Annotated in this window: 17 protein-coding genes; 12 read left to right on the top strand and 5 right to left on the bottom strand. The window is 44.1% G+C overall.

Features of this window, described 5'->3' with window-relative positions:
- Window positions 1–2: 2 nt before the first annotated feature.
- The 5 genes from coaBC to ACSYSH_RS01925 all read left to right on the top strand — a co-directional run bounded on the left by coaBC (window position 3) and on the right by ACSYSH_RS01925 (window position 6,026).
- The gene (gene coaBC, locus ACSYSH_RS01945; RefSeq protein WP_489815744.1) at window positions 3–1,232 is read left to right on the top strand and encodes a bifunctional phosphopantothenoylcysteine decarboxylase/phosphopantothenate--cysteine ligase CoaBC; all 1,230 of its coding nucleotides are present in this window, start codon (window positions 3–5) and stop codon (window positions 1,230–1,232) included.
- A 49-nt stretch (window positions 1,233–1,281) separates the two neighbouring features.
- Window positions 1,282–1,536, top strand: coding sequence for a hypothetical protein (locus ACSYSH_RS01940; protein ID WP_252773868.1), 255 nt, complete (start codon window positions 1,282–1,284; stop codon window positions 1,534–1,536).
- 241 nt (window positions 1,537–1,777) lie between these two features.
- Window positions 1,778–3,469: an arginine--tRNA ligase gene (gene argS, locus ACSYSH_RS01935; protein ID WP_252773869.1), complete on the top strand. Its 1,692-nt coding sequence runs from the start codon at window positions 1,778–1,780 to the stop codon at window positions 3,467–3,469.
- A gap of 72 nt (window positions 3,470–3,541) precedes the next feature.
- Window positions 3,542–5,620 carry a PBP1A family penicillin-binding protein gene (locus ACSYSH_RS01930; RefSeq protein WP_491702504.1) on the top strand — a complete coding sequence of 693 codons (2,079 nt, stop codon included), beginning with the start codon at window positions 3,542–3,544 and terminating at the stop codon, window positions 5,618–5,620.
- A 49-nt stretch (window positions 5,621–5,669) separates the two neighbouring features.
- Complete coding sequence (locus tag ACSYSH_RS01925) at window positions 5,670–6,026, top strand: YlbF family regulator (RefSeq protein ID WP_252773871.1); 357 nt, start codon at window positions 5,670–5,672, stop codon at window positions 6,024–6,026.
- Window positions 6,027–6,209: 183 nt separating this feature from the next.
- Here ACSYSH_RS01925 and ACSYSH_RS01920 read toward each other — a convergent pair whose 3' ends face one another.
- The 3 genes from ACSYSH_RS01920 to ACSYSH_RS01910 are packed head-to-tail and all read right to left on the bottom strand — an operon-like array spanning window position 6,210 to window position 9,743.
- Entirely contained in the window at window positions 6,210–7,559 is a 1,350-nt protein-coding gene (locus ACSYSH_RS01920; RefSeq protein WP_489815742.1) for an aspartate kinase, read from the bottom strand.
- A 58-nt stretch (window positions 7,560–7,617) separates the two neighbouring features.
- Complete coding sequence (gene thrB / locus ACSYSH_RS01915; protein ID WP_491702505.1) at window positions 7,618–8,499, bottom strand: homoserine kinase; 882 nt, start codon at window positions 8,497–8,499, stop codon at window positions 7,618–7,620.
- Complete coding sequence (locus ACSYSH_RS01910; RefSeq protein WP_491702506.1) at window positions 8,493–9,743, bottom strand: homoserine dehydrogenase; 1,251 nt, start codon at window positions 9,741–9,743, stop codon at window positions 8,493–8,495. The genes thrB and ACSYSH_RS01910 overlap by 7 nt, the downstream gene beginning before the upstream one ends.
- A gap of 129 nt (window positions 9,744–9,872) precedes the next feature.
- Between ACSYSH_RS01910 and thrC the strand changes: the two genes are divergently transcribed.
- Complete coding sequence (gene thrC, locus ACSYSH_RS01905) at window positions 9,873–11,336, top strand: threonine synthase (RefSeq protein WP_491702507.1); 1,464 nt, start codon at window positions 9,873–9,875, stop codon at window positions 11,334–11,336.
- Window positions 11,337–11,387: 51 nt separating this feature from the next.
- On the top strand, window positions 11,388–12,479 hold the full coding sequence (locus ACSYSH_RS01900; RefSeq protein WP_489815738.1) for an aspartate-semialdehyde dehydrogenase: 1,092 nt from the start codon (window positions 11,388–11,390) through the stop codon (window positions 12,477–12,479).
- 111 nt (window positions 12,480–12,590) lie between these two features.
- Here ACSYSH_RS01900 and lexA read toward each other — a convergent pair whose 3' ends face one another.
- Window positions 12,591–13,226, bottom strand: a complete 636-nt coding sequence (gene lexA / locus ACSYSH_RS01895) for a transcriptional repressor LexA (RefSeq protein WP_252773877.1) — start codon at window positions 13,224–13,226, stop codon at window positions 12,591–12,593.
- Between the two features lie 254 nt (window positions 13,227–13,480).
- Here lexA and ACSYSH_RS01890 point away from each other — a divergent pair, with 254 nt between their 5' ends.
- Complete coding sequence (locus tag ACSYSH_RS01890) at window positions 13,481–13,702, top strand: YneF family protein (RefSeq protein ID WP_252773878.1); 222 nt, start codon at window positions 13,481–13,483, stop codon at window positions 13,700–13,702.
- A 10-nt stretch (window positions 13,703–13,712) separates the two neighbouring features.
- On the opposite strand, the gene ACSYSH_RS01885 is transcribed toward ACSYSH_RS01890, so the two are convergent.
- Window positions 13,713–14,348: a lysophospholipid acyltransferase family protein gene (locus ACSYSH_RS01885; protein WP_252773879.1), complete on the bottom strand. Its 636-nt coding sequence runs from the start codon at window positions 14,346–14,348 to the stop codon at window positions 13,713–13,715.
- Window positions 14,349–14,417: 69 nt separating this feature from the next.
- On the opposite strand from ACSYSH_RS01885, the gene ACSYSH_RS01880 reads away from it, so the two are divergent.
- From ACSYSH_RS01880 to ACSYSH_RS01865, 4 genes are all read left to right on the top strand, one after another.
- Complete coding sequence (locus ACSYSH_RS01880; protein WP_489815737.1) at window positions 14,418–15,182, top strand: tRNA1(Val) (adenine(37)-N6)-methyltransferase; 765 nt, start codon at window positions 14,418–14,420, stop codon at window positions 15,180–15,182.
- A 65-nt stretch (window positions 15,183–15,247) separates the two neighbouring features.
- A complete protein-coding gene (locus tag ACSYSH_RS01875) occupies window positions 15,248–15,544 on the top strand; it encodes a GIY-YIG nuclease family protein (protein ID WP_489815736.1) in 297 nt (98 codons plus the stop codon).
- 72 nt (window positions 15,545–15,616) lie between these two features.
- Window positions 15,617–15,814, top strand: coding sequence for a hypothetical protein (locus ACSYSH_RS01870; protein ID WP_252773882.1), 198 nt, complete (start codon window positions 15,617–15,619; stop codon window positions 15,812–15,814).
- Between the two features lie 56 nt (window positions 15,815–15,870).
- Window positions 15,871–16,698 (top strand): SPFH domain-containing protein, encoded by an 828-nt coding sequence (locus ACSYSH_RS01865; protein WP_489816522.1) that lies wholly within the window; start codon window positions 15,871–15,873, stop codon window positions 16,696–16,698.
- Window positions 16,699–16,869: the final 171 nt, after the last annotated feature.

The raw sequence follows: 16,869 nt of genomic DNA, 5'->3' as shown, positions 1-16,869 counted from the left end.
CCATGACATTCTACCAAGATAAAAACGTCCTCTTAGCTGTAACGGGTGGCGTAGCGGCCTATAAGGCGGCTGAATTAACGCGACTGTTGATCAAGGCCAAAGCGAATGTCAAGGTGGTGATGACGGATGCGGCTCAAGAGTTTATACCAGCCAAAACGTTGGCGGTACTGTCGACGCACCCCGTTTTGACCGATGCGAGTTGGCAGGGGGCTGGCAGTGAGGTTGACCATGTTCAATTAGCAAAGTGGGCTGATTTGATTGTGCTGGCGCCTTTGACAGCTAATACCTTGGCTAAATTGGCCTTGGGACTCGCCGACAACGTCTTAACGGCCACGATTATGGCCAGCGCAGCGCGCAAGATTGCTGTACCGGCAATGAACGATGTCATGTGGAGTAATCCTGCAGTGCAGCGGAATGTTGACCAGCTGAAGAAAGATGACTTTGACTTTATTGGACCGACTAGTGGTTTTTTGGCTGAAGGTTATGAAGCCAAAGGCAGGATGGTTGAACCAGCTGAAATTGTGACGGCGATTACTGATTTAGCCTGGGATGGCTTTCAGGATGCGGTTTTCGAGGAAAAGCCTTTAGTGGGTAAAAAGATTGTGGTTACTGCTGGTGGCACGCGTGAGCCAATCGATCCAGTGCGCTATTTGACGAATAAGTCTTCCGGTAAAATGGGTTATGCTTTAGCCGAAGCTGCCCGAGCAGCTGGTGCGACTGTCACGTTGGTGGCGGCAACCTCGCGACCGGTGAATCCAGCCATTCGAGTTAATTTAGTTGGTGACACGAGAGAGATGTTGGCAGCCGTTCAAAAAGAAATGGCGGTAGCTGATGTATACATTGGCGCGGCGGCGGTATCTGATTTTCGGGTGGCTGAAGTATCCGAACACAAGGTTAAAAAACGTGGCGATGAGCACATGATTTTAGATTTGGTGCAAAATCCCGACATCTTAAAGACCGTGGGTGAGGCGAAAAAGCCGGGACAGGTAGTGGTTGGCTTTGCGGCCGAAACCGAAAACCTGATCGAAAATGCCCAGGCTAAATTAGTCAAAAAACATGCCGATTTGATTGTGGCGAATAATGTTTTAGAGGCCGGCGCCGGTTTTAACAAGGATACGAACAAGGTGACCTTGGTCACCGCCGACCAAGACCCCATCCGGGTGGCGGCTAAATTGAAAACAGAAGTTGCTGAAGACATTATCGCCCTGGTGGCTGATTTACTAACATCTTGAAACTTTATGGTATAATAGTGACCTATATGAAAGTAAGCAGGAGGCTGTGATGAGCAAGGAAGACGAAAAGCAAGAATCCAAGTATCATGTGGGGGATGAGTTGCTCGCCCCAGCATACGGGAACCTTGAAAATCCCTTTACCGGTAAGGTTGAAAAGGTTTACGAAAATGCATTGTTGGTCGAAATCATTGAAAATGATCCAGCTGACCAACCAGCCGTCAATGAAATGAACCACCGCGCTGTTGTTCGAATGGCCGATGTGGAAGTCATCAAGGCAGCACCCCAGGATAAAAAGTCTGAATAAGGCCTTCTTGGTTGTAATTGAAAAAGATAGAAGGCAGGTGCCCAGCTTTGCAGTGACCTTAACGTTAGTGTGAGTTAAGGGCTGGCCCTGGCCCGCGCGGCTTTTTCTGCTCAGAATTTGATAACAAAGTGGCCATCATGGCTATTAGAGTGGTACCGCGGGCAGGGCTCGTCTCTTTGGTTAATAAGAGACGAGTCCTCTTTTGCAAGATAGTGAAGCAATTAATAAAAGGATAATAGCAATGGCAACAAATCAAGCAGTGACTTCCGCCTTACAGGCGGTCCTACCTGACATGACAGCTGAAGAAATCGCAAACAAGGTCGAAGCGCCTAAGGACACCAAGATGGGTGACTTGGCTTTTCCAACCTTTACTTTGGCAAAGGTTTTAAAGAAAGCCCCACAACAAATTGCGGCTGACCTCGTTGAACAAATCGACCAAAGTGGTTTTGAAAAGGTTGTCGCAACTGGCCCTTACATCAACTTTTTCTTGGACAAGCAGGCGATGACACAAGAAACATTGACCGCTGTTTTGACTGCTGGTGACCAGTATGGCAAAAACAACCGTGGTCAAGGACAAAATATTACTTTGGATATGTCCTCTCCAAACATTGCTAAGCCAATGTCAATGGGGCACCTGCGGTCGACAGTGATTGGAAATGCTTTGGCGAACTTAGCTGAAGAAAACGGCTATCAACCGGTTAAAATCAACCACCTTGGTGACTGGGGCACTCAGTTTGGTAAGCTGATTTATGCTTATAAGACTTGGGGATCTGAGGAGGAGGTCAAGGCCGATCCAATTGCCACTCTTCTGAAGTATTATGTGGAATTTCACGATAAAGCGAAGGAAGATCCATCATTGGACGATGAAGGCCGTGCTTGGTTTAAGAAGCTTGAAGATGGTGACCCAGAGGCTAAGCGCCTTTGGGCCTGGTTCCGTGAAGAATCATTGAAGGAATTTACAGAAATTTATGACCGTTTGGGCATTGAATTTGATTCCTTTAATGGGGAAGCTTTCTACAACGACAAGATGGATAAAGTCGTTGAAATGTTGGAAGAAAAGAACCTGCTGCAGGAATCACAGGGTGCACAAATTGTTGACTTGTCACCAATTAATGAAAATTTGACACCAGCGATGATTAAGCGAACTGATGGTGCCACTTTGTACATGACCCGTGATTTGGCAGCAGCCATTTATCGTAAGGAAACTTATGATTTTGCGAAGTCTTTGTACGTTGTTGGTGGCGAACAGCGTGAGCATTTTGTGCAATTAAAGGCTGTTTTGACTTTGCTTGGCTTACCATGGGCGGATGATGTTGAACACATTTCCTTTGGTTTGATTACCTTTAACGGTAAGAAGATGTCAACTCGTAAGGGTGATGTTGTCTTGTTGAAGGATGTTTTGGATGACGCTCACGAGCTTGCCCTTTCACAAATCAATGAAAAGAACCCTGATTTGGCCAACAAAGACCAGGTGGCCGAAGAAGTCGGCGCTGGAGCGGTGGTCTTCCACGATTTGATGAATGACCGGACCAATAACTTTGACTTTAACCTCGGTGAAGTTGTTCGATTTGAAGGGGATACCGGACCATACGTGCAATATACGAATGCACGGGCCCAATCAATTCTCCGGAAGGCAGGCGTTGCGGTTAACGAAGGACAAATCAGTCTGGATGATTCACAAACGTGGGACATTGTGACGACCTTGGCAAACTTTCCTGCTACTGTTGTGCGTGCCTTTGACCACCGTGAACCGTCAGTAATTGCTAAATATGCATTAACGTTGGCTCGTTCGTTCAATAAGTATTATGCTAATTCTAAGATTTTGGCAGAAGACGAAAACTTGAATGGTCGCCTCGCTTTGGTTAAGGCCGTCTCCACGACTTTGACAATTGCGCTCTCAATCCTTGGTGTGCAGGCACCAAAGGAAATGTAAAAAACTCTTTTTATCGGTGACCACCTGTGCGTTATGCGACAGGCATGAGCCCTGTTGGTTAAAGGAAAATGGATGAAAGCAAAATTTTCACTTAAAAATACAGCCTTTTGGAAACGAACGGCTCCCACTTGGAACCGGTATCAAATTGGTCGACTTCTGATTCTGATTTTTATGTCGCTGTTCTTAGTGACGTCAGTCTACTTAGTGACGATGGCCAAGACGACGCACGTACAAAAGCTGGAAGCATCACTATCACAAACGACGAATATCTACGATAGTTCGAATAACTATGCTGGGTCGTTGTACTCGCAAAAAGGTACCTATGTCAAATATGATCAGATTTCACAAAATATGCGCGATGCTGTTCTGTCAATTGAGGATCGTAATTTTTATAAAGAACATGGGTTCTCCGTTTCTGGCCTTGGTCGAGCAGCGTACTTGTTTGTTCGCAACCGCTTGACCGGTTCACATGTCATTTCTGGTGGTGGATCGACCATTACCCAGCAACTGGTAAAAAATGCTTATTTGACCCAAGAGCAAACCTTTACTCGAAAGGCCAAAGAGATTTTCTTATCGATGCAAGTTGAACAGGTTTATTCGAAAAATCAAATTTTGACGATGTACCTGAATAATGCATGGTTTGGTCATGGTGTTTGGGGGGTTGAAGATGCTTCTGAGAAATACTTTGGTGTTCACGCAAAGGACTTGACGACGGAACAAGCGGCTACTCTGGCCGGCATGCTAACGAATCCTTCTGGCTTTAATCCAATCGATAATCCAGACCGCTCAAAGGCTCGTAGAAACTTGGTTTTGCAAACAATGTATGAAAACAAGAAGTTGACCAAGGAGCAGGAAAAGGCTGCTCAGGCAACTGATATTGTGTTGCATGACAACTATACGGGTGATGAGTCGTACCATTATCCATGGTTCTTTGATGCCGTGATTAACGAAGTCGTCAATAAGTACGGTTTGGACGAAAAAGACATCATGAACCGCGGTTATAAAATCTATACAACTCTGAACCAAAAGGACCAGGAAAACATGCAAAATGATTTCCAGAAAAGTAGTCTTTTTGGCAATCAGTCACAGGCACAGGCGGCTTCGATTGTCTTAGATGCTAAGACAGGTGGGGTCCGAGCCGTTATCGGTGGCCGTGAAACCCAACATACTTTCCGCGGCTTCAACCGTGCCACTCAGTCACAGTTGCAACCCGGATCGATTATTAAACCTTTGGTTGTTTATGCGCCAGCATTGGAAGCTGGTTACAGTATTAATACCAAGTTACCTAATAAGAAGATGACCTTTGGTACGAATAATTATTCTCCAAATAATGCGCTGAATGTCGAAACGGCTGATGTGCCAATGTATGTGGCCTTAGAGCATTCATATAATATTCCAGCTGTTTATTTGTTGAATAAGTTAGGTGTCAATGTTGGCTTTGATTCTGGTAAGAAGTTTGGCTTGCCATTGGTTGATGCAGATAAAAATTATGCCTTGGCCCTTGGTGGTTTGACGACTGGTGTGTCACCATCTCAAATGGCGTCTGCCTATACGGCTTTTGCAAATGACGGAACAATGTCACAAGCACACTATATTACTAAAATTGTTGATTCTTCTGGTAAGGTCATCGTAGCGCAGCCAAAGGTAACTCAAAAGCAAGTGATTTCAAAATCAGTTGCGGATAATATGACCAAGATGATGCTTGGTACCTATACCAGTGGAACTGGAACGGGTGCAGCACCATCTGGTTATAAGATTGCTGGTAAAACTGGAACGACTGAAAATCCTAATGATTCAAACAATGCTAATTCATCAAAGGATTCATGGGCTGTGGCTTATACCAAGGATATTGTTCAAGTTTCTTGGGAAGGTTTGGAAGGTGACAATACCAGTTCGCTACCAATCGGCTTGATGGGCACAATTGGCTACTTTGTTAAAACTTCATTGGGTCAAATTTTACCAAATACGACCGGAGATAACTTTAGTGTTTCAGACGCTAGTCAAACGAGCACTAGCAATACTAATACTTCATCATCTTCGTCATCATCAAATTGGTTTACTGACGCAGCACATAATTTCAGCAATGGTGTTAATACTACTGTTGCCGGTGCGGCCAAAGTATGGGATACTATTACTGGAGTATTTAATTAAGAATGATTAGTAATTTTATTACTCCGATTTGCACTTGAAAGGGATAAGAATGACTGTTAACATTTACGATAACGCAAACTCAATGGCCAAAGTTTTGGTTGAAACTGACCAATACAAGTCATGGCTGACTGCCTTTGATGCAGTTCAGGCTGATGCTGCTGCCAAGGATTTGTTCAAGCAATTCCAAGCAATCCAAATGACTGTGCAACAAATGATGCAAGCACAGCAACAACCTACTCCTGAGCAAGAAAAGGAATGGGATGCTGTCGCTAAGCAAGTCCAAGAAAATGACAAGATTAAGGACTTGATGGCCGCAGAACAGATTTTGAACACATTGTTGGGTGAAATCAACGAAATCGTGACCAAGCCTGTGTCTGAGTCATATGCAAAAGTCCAACAAGCTTAATTTGTTAGAATAAATCAGAAAAAGGCTGGACGGGTTAAACCGTCCAGCCTTTTTTATTAGCGTTCACGCCTATCAAAGGTTCTGTTTTCTTTTTTGTGTTATTTGCACGCCGAAACCGTCTAATTGATTGAGGGCAAAAAAAGACCATCATGGTGCAATGGTCTTGTTTAAACTAATTTTACTTTAAAAGATGTTATGATAAATTGCTTTGACCGCGTTATCAACATCTTTGGATTCGACACCAAGCATAATTGAAATTTCAGAAGCACCTTGGTTAACCATCTGCAACGAGATACCGGCGTCCTTTAGTGGTGTAACGATTTCAGTGAAAGCACCAACACGATTGATCATTCCTTGTCCGACAACCATGATAATAGCAAAGTTATCATGCCAAGCCATTGTATCGGGTGACAATTCACGCTCGATATCTGTTTGGATTTGTTCGATTTGTTCCTTATTGAGGCTTTTCTTATTGAAGATAATCGTCAAATCATCAATTCCAGAGGGCATGTGTTCGTAGGGAACACCATGCCGGTCCAAAATTTTTAAAATGCGCATGGTAAAGCCGATTTCCTTGTTTAATAGGTAACGGTGAAGGTAAAGGGCACAAAAGTTGTCCGAAGCGGCAATTCCCGTTACACGGCGTTCCGGCTTATTTTGTTCAGCTGGGCCAATCCAAGTACCAGGAGCGGTTGGGTCATTGGTATTTTTGACGTTAATTGGCACCTGAGCCTGAATTGCTGGGATAATGGCTTCATCATGGAAGACCGCAAAACCGGCGTAGGATAATTCGCGCATCTCACTATAAGACATGTTTTTAATCGCTGCGGGGTGGCTGACTAACCGAGGATTAACAGCGTAAATAGCCGAAACATCTGTAAAGTTTTCATAAACTTCTGCCATCAAGCCACGAGCCAAAATAGCACCGGTAATATCTGAACCACCGCGAGAAAAGGTCACCATTTCGTCCCGGTCATTGTAGCCAAAGAAACCCGGGAAAATATAACGGGTGTCATCTTTGATTTCAAAGGCGCCGAGGTCTCGGTAAGTGGCTGTTTCATTTAGGGTTGCAGTTGTTGCATCGGTTTCCATATGAAGCTGTTTTGGATCAACGAAGACTGCTTTTTCGCCTTTAGATTGAAGAATCAAGGCTAGCAATTGTGCGTTTAAATACTCGCCATGGGCAGCAAAAGCAGCTCGCAAATAAGAGTAGGAGCGATAATGATGATCCGCCAATTGGTCAATTTGGTCAGGAATCGTTTGGAAAATTCCCTGATCGAGGTTAAAGTGGTCGGCAATCGTTTGGTAGCGTTCTTTTAACGCTAAGACTGTTTCAGTAGCGTCCTCATCGTTGATGGTTTCGTTGGCATAGCGAATTAAGAGGTCAGTGACCTTGATTGGAAATTCCTTTGCCTTACCAGGGGCGGAGGTCACGACGACTTGCCGGCTTTCATCCTGATTTAAAATATCGATGACACGTTCAAACTGGGCTCCAGTTGCTAAAGAGGAACCACCAAATTTTGTTACTTTCATAATATTGCCGGTCAGAAACCGACACTCCTTTCATTAAGTCAAAAGCAAATGGGTGACCTTAGTCCAATGAACCCTTGAAGGTTGTACCAGTTTGCTGTACAGCTAAAACCATGGCTGTGCCGTTAAGGTTGAGGCCATTAATGGCTTCAAGCAGTTGGTCAGCTTGTTTTTTTGTAACCAGTGAGACAACTGTCGGTCCAGCTCCCGATAGGTATGTTCCTGCAAGACCTAGGTGGTGTGCTAAGGTACGAATTTGTAAAAATTCAGGTGCCAAATCAGCCCGATAGGGTTCATGCATTTGGTCTTCTTCTACTAAAGCCATTAATCGCTTTTGATCACCTAAGTAGCAAGCTGCAACCAAATTGGCGAGGTGTTGGCTTTGGTGAACGGCTGTTTTGAGTGCTAAGGTTGTAGGTAAGGCTGCTCGGGCTGCCGCTGTTTTTAATGAATAATCTGGGATAAAGGTTACCGCGACTAAGTCTTTTGGAAAAGGAAGGGGGGTGGCTTGTACGCCAATTTTGTTTTCGTCTGTTAATTGTAGGCCACCTAAAATAGTTGGTGCAACGTTGTCTGGGTGACCCTCAAGGGCTGCTGCCTCTTGTAAAATTTGATGACGATTAATCGTTTGCCCCACCAAATAGTGTCCTAAGAAAAGGCCAGCAACTAATGCTGATGACGAAGATCCCAGGCCGCGAGCCAGTGGAATGTCACTTTTAACGACTAGTTGGTGGGGGGTAATATCTGGATCAACAAATCGAGCAGTTTGAACAATGAGATTGCTTTCATCGTTTGGAATATCTGCGCCAAATGGGTGATCAACTTGCCAAGTATTAGTTTTTGGGCCAATGGTTACGGTTAAATTAAGGTCTAGTGCCAATCCAAGGCAATCAAAGCCGAGACCAAGATTGGCTGAACTGGCGGGTACAGTAATGGTTAGCATGGATAAATCACAAACTCCTTCGCTAATGTCCGATTGGTTGTTAAAGCAGCAAGAAGAGCATCGTGCTGATCTTTGGACATTTCTTTGGTATAAAGGACAAGCTGAGAGCCAAGTCGGCTATTTTCATGGCTGGCTTGACGGACGATCAATGATCGGAGTTCATCCTTGGTGTCTTGGCTGACGCTAGTTGTTCCAGTTGTATTCAAAATCCAGCAATAGGCCTGGCCTCGTTGACTAGCTAATGTCATCTGTTTTTCTGGCAACGGTTGCTGAGCGTCCTTTGGTGTAGTTGCGGCAGCCAAAATATCGGCCAAGACAGCTTGGGCAGTTGGGCGTGCACCAGCCCCAGGTCCATAGAAAAGCGTTTGACCAAGGTTATCACTGTTCACAACAATGGCATTATTTTCATTGTGGACCTGTGACAGAGGTGATTGTGGTAAGACGACCTGAGGAGCCACGATCACCGCGACTGAATTGGCACTGATTTGATCAATGCGAAAAAGGAGCTTGAGCTGGCCACCCAAAGCTTTCACGGCGGCAATGTCCTCGTCAGTAATCTTTTGAATACCGGTAATTTGAATGTCTTGTAAGCCGACTTCTAATCCAAAGACCAGGCGAGCCAAAATAATGGCCTTGTAGGCGGCATCGTAGCCGGCGACATCATTTGTGGGATCTGCTTCGGCAAAGCCTAAGTCTTGCGCTTGCTTTAAAGCAGCTCCGTAAGACAGGTCATTATCGGCCATTTGAGTCAACATGTAGTTGGTTGTACCGTTAACAATACCAGCTAGCGAACGAATTGTATCGGTCCGGAAATATTCGCGCAGGGTTTTGATAATTGGGATACCACCGGCAACAGCCGCTTCGTATAGGAGGGGGACCTGAGCCTTGTTTGCTAAGTCGAGCAGTTCTTCTCCAGCGGTGGCAATCAGGTCCTTATTAGCCGTAATGACCGGCTTTTTACTTGCCAAAGCGGACTTGATCCAATTTTTAGCAGGACCAGTACCACCGGCAACTTCAACAACCAAATCAATTTCTGGATCATCTAAGATGTCTTTTGGGTCTTTGGTCAGTTGGATGGTGGAGCTTAAACCAGGACGGTCCTTGGTTAAAGAAGTGACCATTGCGGTTTTTACGGTCAGTTCTAAACCAGTATTTTCACTGATTTTTTCTTTTTGTTCCTCTAAGATGGTTAACAAGCCCATCCCAACTGTTCCTAAGCCAAAAAGGCCAATCTTAACTTCCATGATGACTCCTTCTATCGTTTTTTACTGTCAAGTAAGGATAATTTCTATTAACTTTACCATTTTCCTGCCTAAAAAGGAATGTTTTTGTTATAATACCATTAGAAATCAATGAGATTGAAGGAGTGCGTCATGGAATATGTCTCGACCCGGGGAGAAGCCCCTGCTGTTTCTGCCGCCCAGGCCATCCTCCGGGGATTAGCACCAGATGGTGGTCTTTACGTGCCAAATCAGTGGCCAACTTTGCATCTGGATTTAAAGACCATCGGTCAACAATCTTATCAGGACCTGGCGGTTGAAATTTTTGCTGCTTTTTTGCCTGATTTTACTAAAGCAGAAATTCAAGCCGTTGTGCAGGCAGCCTATGGTAGCCAATGGGATACCGATAAAATTGTGCCAATTAAAGATGCAGGGAACAACTTGTACTATTTGGAGCTCTTTCATGGTCCAACATTGGCCTTCAAAGATATTGCCCTTCAGGCCTTACCCCATTTAGTGATGACAGCAGCTAAAAAAGAGGGGCTCAACAAAGAAATTGCTATTTTAACAGCAACGTCTGGGGATACCGGAACGGCGGCGATGGCTGGTTTTGCTGATGTACCTGGCACAAAAATTGCAGTTTTGTACCCACAAGTTGGCGTTTCGGATATTCAACGCCAACAAATGGTCTCCGAACCGGGGAAAAATACTTATGTTTATGGCATAGAGGGAAATTTTGATGATGCTCAGCAGGCTGTTAAAGGTCTTTTAGGTGATTCAAATTTTGCAACCTTCTTAAAGGAAGAAGATATTCAAATCTCATCGGCGAATTCGATTAATATTGGTCGCTTGGTCCCACAGATTGTCTATTATTTCTACGGTTATGGTCAGTTAGTTGAAAGCGGCCAAATTAAGCCTGGTGAAGAAATTGATGTACTCGTGCCAACAGGTAATTTCGGGAATATGCTAGCAGCTTATTATGCCAGTCAAATTGGCTTGCCGGTGGCTGATTTTACGGTTGCTTCGAACGAAAATCATGTTTTAACAGAATTATTCCAAACAGGGGTATACAATAAGAATCGTGACTTCAAGGTGACGAATGCACCGGCTATGGATATTTTGGTCTCGTCAAACTTGGAACGCCTGCTGTATTTTGCTGGTGGCCAGGATGCTGACTTGATCAAAAAGGATATGGCAGACCTACAAAGTCAGGGCAGCTATCACTTGGCAGAAAAAACAAGAGCTGGTTTAATGAAGTTTTCTGCTGGTTGGACAGATCAAGACCAAGTTGAAGAAACGATCCGAAAGACTTTTGTTGCTTCTGGTTACTTGATTGATCCGCACACGGCGGTGGCCGTTCATCAGTACCAAGATGATGGCCACCCAACCCTTTTGGCTGCAACTGCTAGCCCTTATAAGTTCCCACAAACGGTTCTTGCAGCACTGGGTGAAGAAGTTATTGGAGGAGAAGGGGGCTTAACTGCTTTGGCAGCAGCAACCAAAACGACCATTCCTGACCAAGTGAAGAATTTATTCCAGCGACCTATTCGTCATCAGACCTTTATTCAGGCAGCTGATATTCAAAGGCAAATTGAAAGCGCCTTGAAGACAGAATGATTTTCTTATGTTGATGATTATGTCATTTAAAAAAGAAAGAGAGAATTTTTTATGGTAGCAAAGACAGCCTATAATGTGGCGGTACTCGGTGCAACGGGTGCTGTTGGACGTCGAATTTTGGACCAATTGGCTCAATCAACGATTCCGGTTGGTGAGGTCAAGGCTTTGGCTTCTGCTCGTTCAGCCGGTCAAAAAATCAGCTTTAAGAATCAGGAGTTAACCGTTGCAGAAGCAACGGAAGATTCCTTTACTGATGTTGATCTTGTGCTGGCCTCTGCTGGTGGATCAACTTCAAAGACTTTGGCTCCGGCAGCTGTTAAAGCTGGTGCGGTTGTTGTTGACAATTCTTCTTACTGGCGGATGAATGATCAGGTGCCATTGGTCGTCCCAGAAGTTAATGCCGCTGCGTTAAAGGAGCATCAAGGAATTATTGCTAACCCTAATTGCTCAACGACGCAATTGGTGATGGCGCTTGACCCAGTTTACCGACAATTTGGCTTGAACCAGGTGATTATTTCGACTTATCAGGCGGCCTCAGGTGCTGGAAAAGCAGCGATGGACGAAGTTTTGGCTGAAGCACAGGCTCGTTTGTTGGGAGATAACATGGCGGAGTTAGCCCATGTTTTACCTGTGAAGGGTGATAAAAAGCATTTCCCCTTGGCCTTTAACTTGCTGCCACAAATTGATGTCTTCGAAGAGGAAGGTTACACACACGAAGAATACAAGATGATCCATGAAACGAAAAAGATTATCTTGGGCGACAAGAATGCTAAGGACATTAAGGTGACGGGTACGGCTGTTCGCGTGCCAGTTATGATTGGTCATGGTGAAAGTGTCTATATTGATACTGGTGACGAAAACGTGACGCCTGACCAAATTCGTCAGGCAATTGGTGCCGTTGATAACGTGATTATTGAAGATGACCCAGCCACACAAACCTACCCTCAACCTCTTTTGGCTGAAGGTAAGCGGGAAACGTTTGTTGGTCGCATTCGCCCTGATTTGGAAAATCCGGGTGCTTTCCACTTGTGGGTTGTTTCTGACAATTTGCTGAAGGGCGCTGCCTGGAATACGGTTGAAATTGCCCAAACATTGGTTGAAATGGACCTGGTCCGTGTCCCCGCGGAATCAAGCTTTGCATAAATAATTTTGATAGAGCCACCGACTGAAAAATTGGTGGCTTTTTTAGTGCTGCTATTTTGGGGTTAAAAAAACTCTACTACATTTTGTAGTAGAGCCTTGAGCAAGTTGTTTTTAGTAAATAGCATCACGGTAAAGGGAGACGACTTTTCCCAAAATGGACACAGATTCCAAAATAATAGGCGCCATTGTATCGTTTTCTGGTTGCAGGCGGTAGTGACCGCCTTCTTGGAAGAAGCGCTTGACCGTGGCCTCGTTGTCTTCGTTCATGGCAACAACAATATCACCGTTGTCGGCATTTTGTTGCCGACGAACAATCACCTTGTCGCCATCTAAAATACCGATATTAATCATTGATTCACCGCGAACGTTGAGCATAAAGAGATCACCATCGTAGGGAATTAGATTTTCTGGAATGGGGAAGAATTCGGTTGCTTCTTGTTCGACTGCTAGAATTGGTTGACCAGCTGTCACTAATCCTAAGAGTGGAATCTTGCCCGAAGTGGCTGAAATACCAAGAATTTCAAAACCGGCTGGTGTTACTTCAATCGCCCGAGCCTTGGTTCCTTCGCCTTTCTTCTCAAGGTAGCCGTTTTTAATCAAACGGGCAATGTGACCGTGGATGGTCGAAGAAGAAGATAGGCCGACTGCTTCACCAATTTCACGAATAGTGGGTGGGAAACCGTTTTTACTTTGATAGTCGTGAATAAATCTCAAGACTTGAATTTGTTTTGAATCAGAACTTGCCATATGTACTTTCCTACCTGTATTTACTATGTTTATCTTAGCGAATTTTAACTCGAAAAGCAAACAAATGTTCGCAAAAAAAGCTTAAGAAATATTAAATTTTATTACAAAAAGGGGATTAAATTTAAAATAGTGGATAAAGGGATGTTTTATGCAAGTTATCGACTCGTTTTCCACTGTTTTTGTAAAAAGATACTGTCAAGCCAACCTTTATGCTATAATATTTTATAGATTTTCGTAGTTAAAGGAGACCAATAATGGTTATATTAGTTGGAATTTTGGCTTTGGTCGTTGGTTTGGTTGGGGGATTCTTCTTGGCCCGCTTTACGATGAAGTCATACTTGGCGAAGAACCCACCGATTTCAGAAGAAATGATGAAATCAATGATGATGTCAATGGGCCAGAAGCCATCACAAAAGAAGTTGAATCAGATGATGGCTCAAATGAAGGCGCAAAATGCCAAAGCACAAAAAAAATAAGCCCAGCGGCTTATTTTTTTTGTGCTTTTGGATCAACGTAAACCCAGTTTGGATCAATTTCTTTGTCCAAAGCATCAAAGGATTCTTGAATCTTTTGATTGTATTCGGCAATTTTTTCGTCCGTCAAGCGGGCTTTGGGGTCAATTGCGATTGGTTCACCAAAATTAATTGTGGTATTATTGCGTTTAAATAGGTGTGAAAACTTCACAGGCCCTTGGTATACTGCTGGGACAATCGGCTTCTTTGAAAGCTTGGCAATCAGGATTGATCCTGATTTTAACTTTTGAGAATGCCGTGATCCGGTTGGGAACATGATGAGCGAGCGCTGGCCATCCTTTAACTCGTTGACGGGATGTTTGATGGTATCGGCCCCAACATTGCGCCGGTCAACTGGGAAGGCGCCCAAGGTAGTAATTAAGGCACGCAAAGCGGGATTTTTGAAAAGTTCCTTCTTAGCCATAAAAATGAAACGTTTTGGGTAGGCCGCCATGGCATACCAAACGGGATCCCACCAAGAACGGTGTGGTCCAACCAAAACATAATTTTCGTTTTTTGGTAGGCGCTCCTTGTGGAGGTAGGTAACGCGACCATTAATAATGGCCACAAAGGTCACAGTAAAGACCCGGATAAAGCGATAGAATAACATCTGCTTGTCCCTTTCTAATTGACTTAACAGAATAATTTTACTTAGTTTATGGAGATATTGCAACAAACCATGGTAGCAGAAAAATTACGAGCAGGAGAACGCCTAGACGGCCTGCCATCACAACAGATTCAAATTATTCAAAATCCAGATATGTTTTCATACTCGTTAGACGCTGTTCTCTTGGCTTATTTTGCTAAACCTAAGCAAAAGGGGCGGGGGCTTTCGGTTGATTTGGGAGCAGGTACGGGCGCAATTGGCCTCTTTTATGCTGCCAAGGTCACTGGCCAGGTAAAATTAGTGGAACTGCAACAAGACTTAGCGGAGATGGCACAGCGTTCAGTTGTGTTAAATCACTTGGAAAAGCGCGTGAGCGTGATTCAGTCTGATATGCAGGAAATTTTTACTGAGATTAAGCCGGGCTCGGTGGATACGGTTTTGTCGAACCCACCTTATTTTTCCTTGAATGAAAAAACCAAGCAAAACTTGGATGAACATTATCAGCTAGCCCGGCATGAAATTGCTATTGATTTACCACGCTTAGCTCAAGTTGCTAATAAGTTGTTGAAGAACAACGGTAAATTTTATCTGGTGCACCGTCCAGACAGATTGGAAGATATTATGTCCTCCTTAGCTGCCCGAAAATTAGCGGTCAAGCGCATTCAGTTTGTTTACGGCAAGGCTGACCGTGAAGCCAACATGGTTTTAGTAGAAGCGATCAAGTCGGGCAAGCCGGGTGGTGTTCGAATTTTGCCACCAATTATTGCCTATACAGCTGCTAACGAGTACACGCCTCAGGTACAAGAAATTTTGTATGGGCAACCTTGGCAACTGTAAACTTGATCAAGATGGTTGCGCGAGGAGGGAATTTTGCTAACCTTCAAGGAGGGGAGACTTCAATCATGGCAGATGAGCATGACAAGACTTATGATTTTTATGTGCTTTATACGGCTGATGGCTATTTCTATGGTGGCTTTTCCGATAACGCTCACCGACGGTTTTTAGTCCATCAGGCGGGGAAGGGCGCCAAATTTACCAGAGTAAAGGCCAGGCACCCACTGCAACTGATTTACCAAGAAACGTTTGCGAATAAGCATGATGCCCTTTCGGCTGAAGCTAAATTTAAGCACCTGAGTCGACCGCAAAAAGAAGCCTTCCTAATGGAACGGGCAGTCGATTCGACAATTTGGCAGAAATAGGTTGAGGGATTTTATGAGACTCTTGATCCATGGTAAAATGGAATAAATCATTTGAATTGAAGGTGGCAAATAATGATTACTACTTTTGAATTAAACAATATTATTGGGCGTCAAGTGTCTTTTAGAGACTGCGACCCGAGAGAGAAGTTAGTGAAGGTTATTGGCAATTTTTATCACTATGATTTAGCTTTTGGGACTAATGTGGTTCCAGAAGAGACCTATGTGATTGAGCGTGCCGAGGGGAACGTCTTAATCCTCCAGAAAAAGTAAGGACGGTATTTATGTCGATTTTGCTGATTATCATCATTGTTGTAATCGTTTTGGCCCTGGTTTCCTTTAAGATTGTGCCTCAAAATAGTGTTGGCCTTTTGGAAACGTTGGGGAAGTATTCGTCAACGCGGCAGACGGGGTTGAATTTCCGCTTGCCTTTGGTACAAAAAATCAGGACAGTTTCCTTGGCCCTGCAACCACTGAAGTTGGCAGGTTATTCAGTTATCACCAAGGATAACGCTGATATTGGAGCGACAGTGACTTTGAACTTCCATATCACGGATCCTGTGAAGTATTCGTATGAAAACACGAATTCGATTGAATCAATGCAACAATTGGTTCGCGGTCACTTGCGCGACATTATTGGGCGGATGGAATTGAACGAGGCCTTAGGCTCAACCAGTCAAATTAATAAGGACTTGGCTGAAGCGATTGGTGATTTAACGAATACTTATGGTATTAATGTTGATCGGATTAACATTGACGAATTGAAGCCAAGTGCAGCTATCCAGTCTTCAATGGACACACAGTTGAAGGCTGACCGGGAACGGGTGGCAGCTATTTCGCAAGCTGAAGGGGAGGCCAAGTCAATTGAACTCCGGGCCAAAGCGAACAATGAGGCCTTAATTGCTACGGCCAAGGCCAACGCCGAGGCAACGCGAACAAAAGCAGATGCCGAAAGTTATCGGATTGATAAGGTTCAGGCTGCTTTGAAGAACGCCGACCAAAACTATTTCAATAACCAATCGATTAATGCTTTCGAAGCTTTGGCTAAGTCAGATGCTAATTTGATTGTTACGAATGGTGCCGATTTGGACCAAACTGGACAAAATGCTGTTTTGGCCAAAACTTTGGGTCAGGAATTAGGCAACGAACAAGATTAGAAACATTGGCCAGCCGATTATGGCTGGTTTTTTCTTTGAAGTAATATGTTCTAGTTAAAATCAGAAAAATCCTTGCTTTTCGCTCAAAACCTTAGTAAACTAGTATCTGTTGTGGATACAACAAAAATACACACGGTAAACGAGAACGTGCAGGTGCAAGTGATTGATCAT

The sequence above is a fragment of the Fructobacillus sp. ESL1117 genome, assembly GCF_058508565.1.
The sequence above is the reverse complement of the archived record's forward strand: the minus strand, read 5'-3'. Positions and strand labels throughout refer to the sequence as shown.

Excerpts from the sequence above, each read along its gene's own strand:
- coaBC (WP_489815744.1), top strand. The coding sequence starts at position 3 with ATGACATTCTACCAAGATAAAAACGTCCTCTTAGCTGTAACGGGTGGC.
- ACSYSH_RS01940 (WP_252773868.1), top strand. The coding sequence starts at position 1,282 with ATGAGCAAGGAAGACGAAAAGCAAGAATCCAAGTATCATGTGGGGGAT.
- argS (WP_252773869.1), top strand. The coding sequence starts at position 1,778 with ATGGCAACAAATCAAGCAGTGACTTCCGCCTTACAGGCGGTCCTACCT.
- ACSYSH_RS01930 (WP_491702504.1), top strand. The coding sequence starts at position 3,542 with ATGAAAGCAAAATTTTCACTTAAAAATACAGCCTTTTGGAAACGAACG.
- ACSYSH_RS01925 (WP_252773871.1), top strand. The coding sequence starts at position 5,670 with ATGACTGTTAACATTTACGATAACGCAAACTCAATGGCCAAAGTTTTG.
- ACSYSH_RS01920 (WP_489815742.1), bottom strand. The coding sequence starts at position 7,559 with ATGAAAGTAACAAAATTTGGTGGTTCCTCTTTAGCAACTGGAGCCCAG.
- thrB (WP_491702505.1), bottom strand. The coding sequence starts at position 8,499 with ATGCTAACCATTACTGTACCCGCCAGTTCAGCCAATCTTGGTCTCGGC.
- ACSYSH_RS01910 (WP_491702506.1), bottom strand. The coding sequence starts at position 9,743 with ATGGAAGTTAAGATTGGCCTTTTTGGCTTAGGAACAGTTGGGATGGGC.
- thrC (WP_491702507.1), top strand. The coding sequence starts at position 9,873 with ATGGAATATGTCTCGACCCGGGGAGAAGCCCCTGCTGTTTCTGCCGCC.
- ACSYSH_RS01900 (WP_489815738.1), top strand. The coding sequence starts at position 11,388 with ATGGTAGCAAAGACAGCCTATAATGTGGCGGTACTCGGTGCAACGGGT.
- lexA (WP_252773877.1), bottom strand. The coding sequence starts at position 13,226 with ATGGCAAGTTCTGATTCAAAACAAATTCAAGTCTTGAGATTTATTCAC.
- ACSYSH_RS01890 (WP_252773878.1), top strand. The coding sequence starts at position 13,481 with ATGGTTATATTAGTTGGAATTTTGGCTTTGGTCGTTGGTTTGGTTGGG.
- ACSYSH_RS01885 (WP_252773879.1), bottom strand. The coding sequence starts at position 14,348 with ATGTTATTCTATCGCTTTATCCGGGTCTTTACTGTGACCTTTGTGGCC.
- ACSYSH_RS01880 (WP_489815737.1), top strand. The coding sequence starts at position 14,418 with ATGGTAGCAGAAAAATTACGAGCAGGAGAACGCCTAGACGGCCTGCCA.
- ACSYSH_RS01875 (WP_489815736.1), top strand. The coding sequence starts at position 15,248 with ATGGCAGATGAGCATGACAAGACTTATGATTTTTATGTGCTTTATACG.
- ACSYSH_RS01870 (WP_252773882.1), top strand. The coding sequence starts at position 15,617 with ATGATTACTACTTTTGAATTAAACAATATTATTGGGCGTCAAGTGTCT.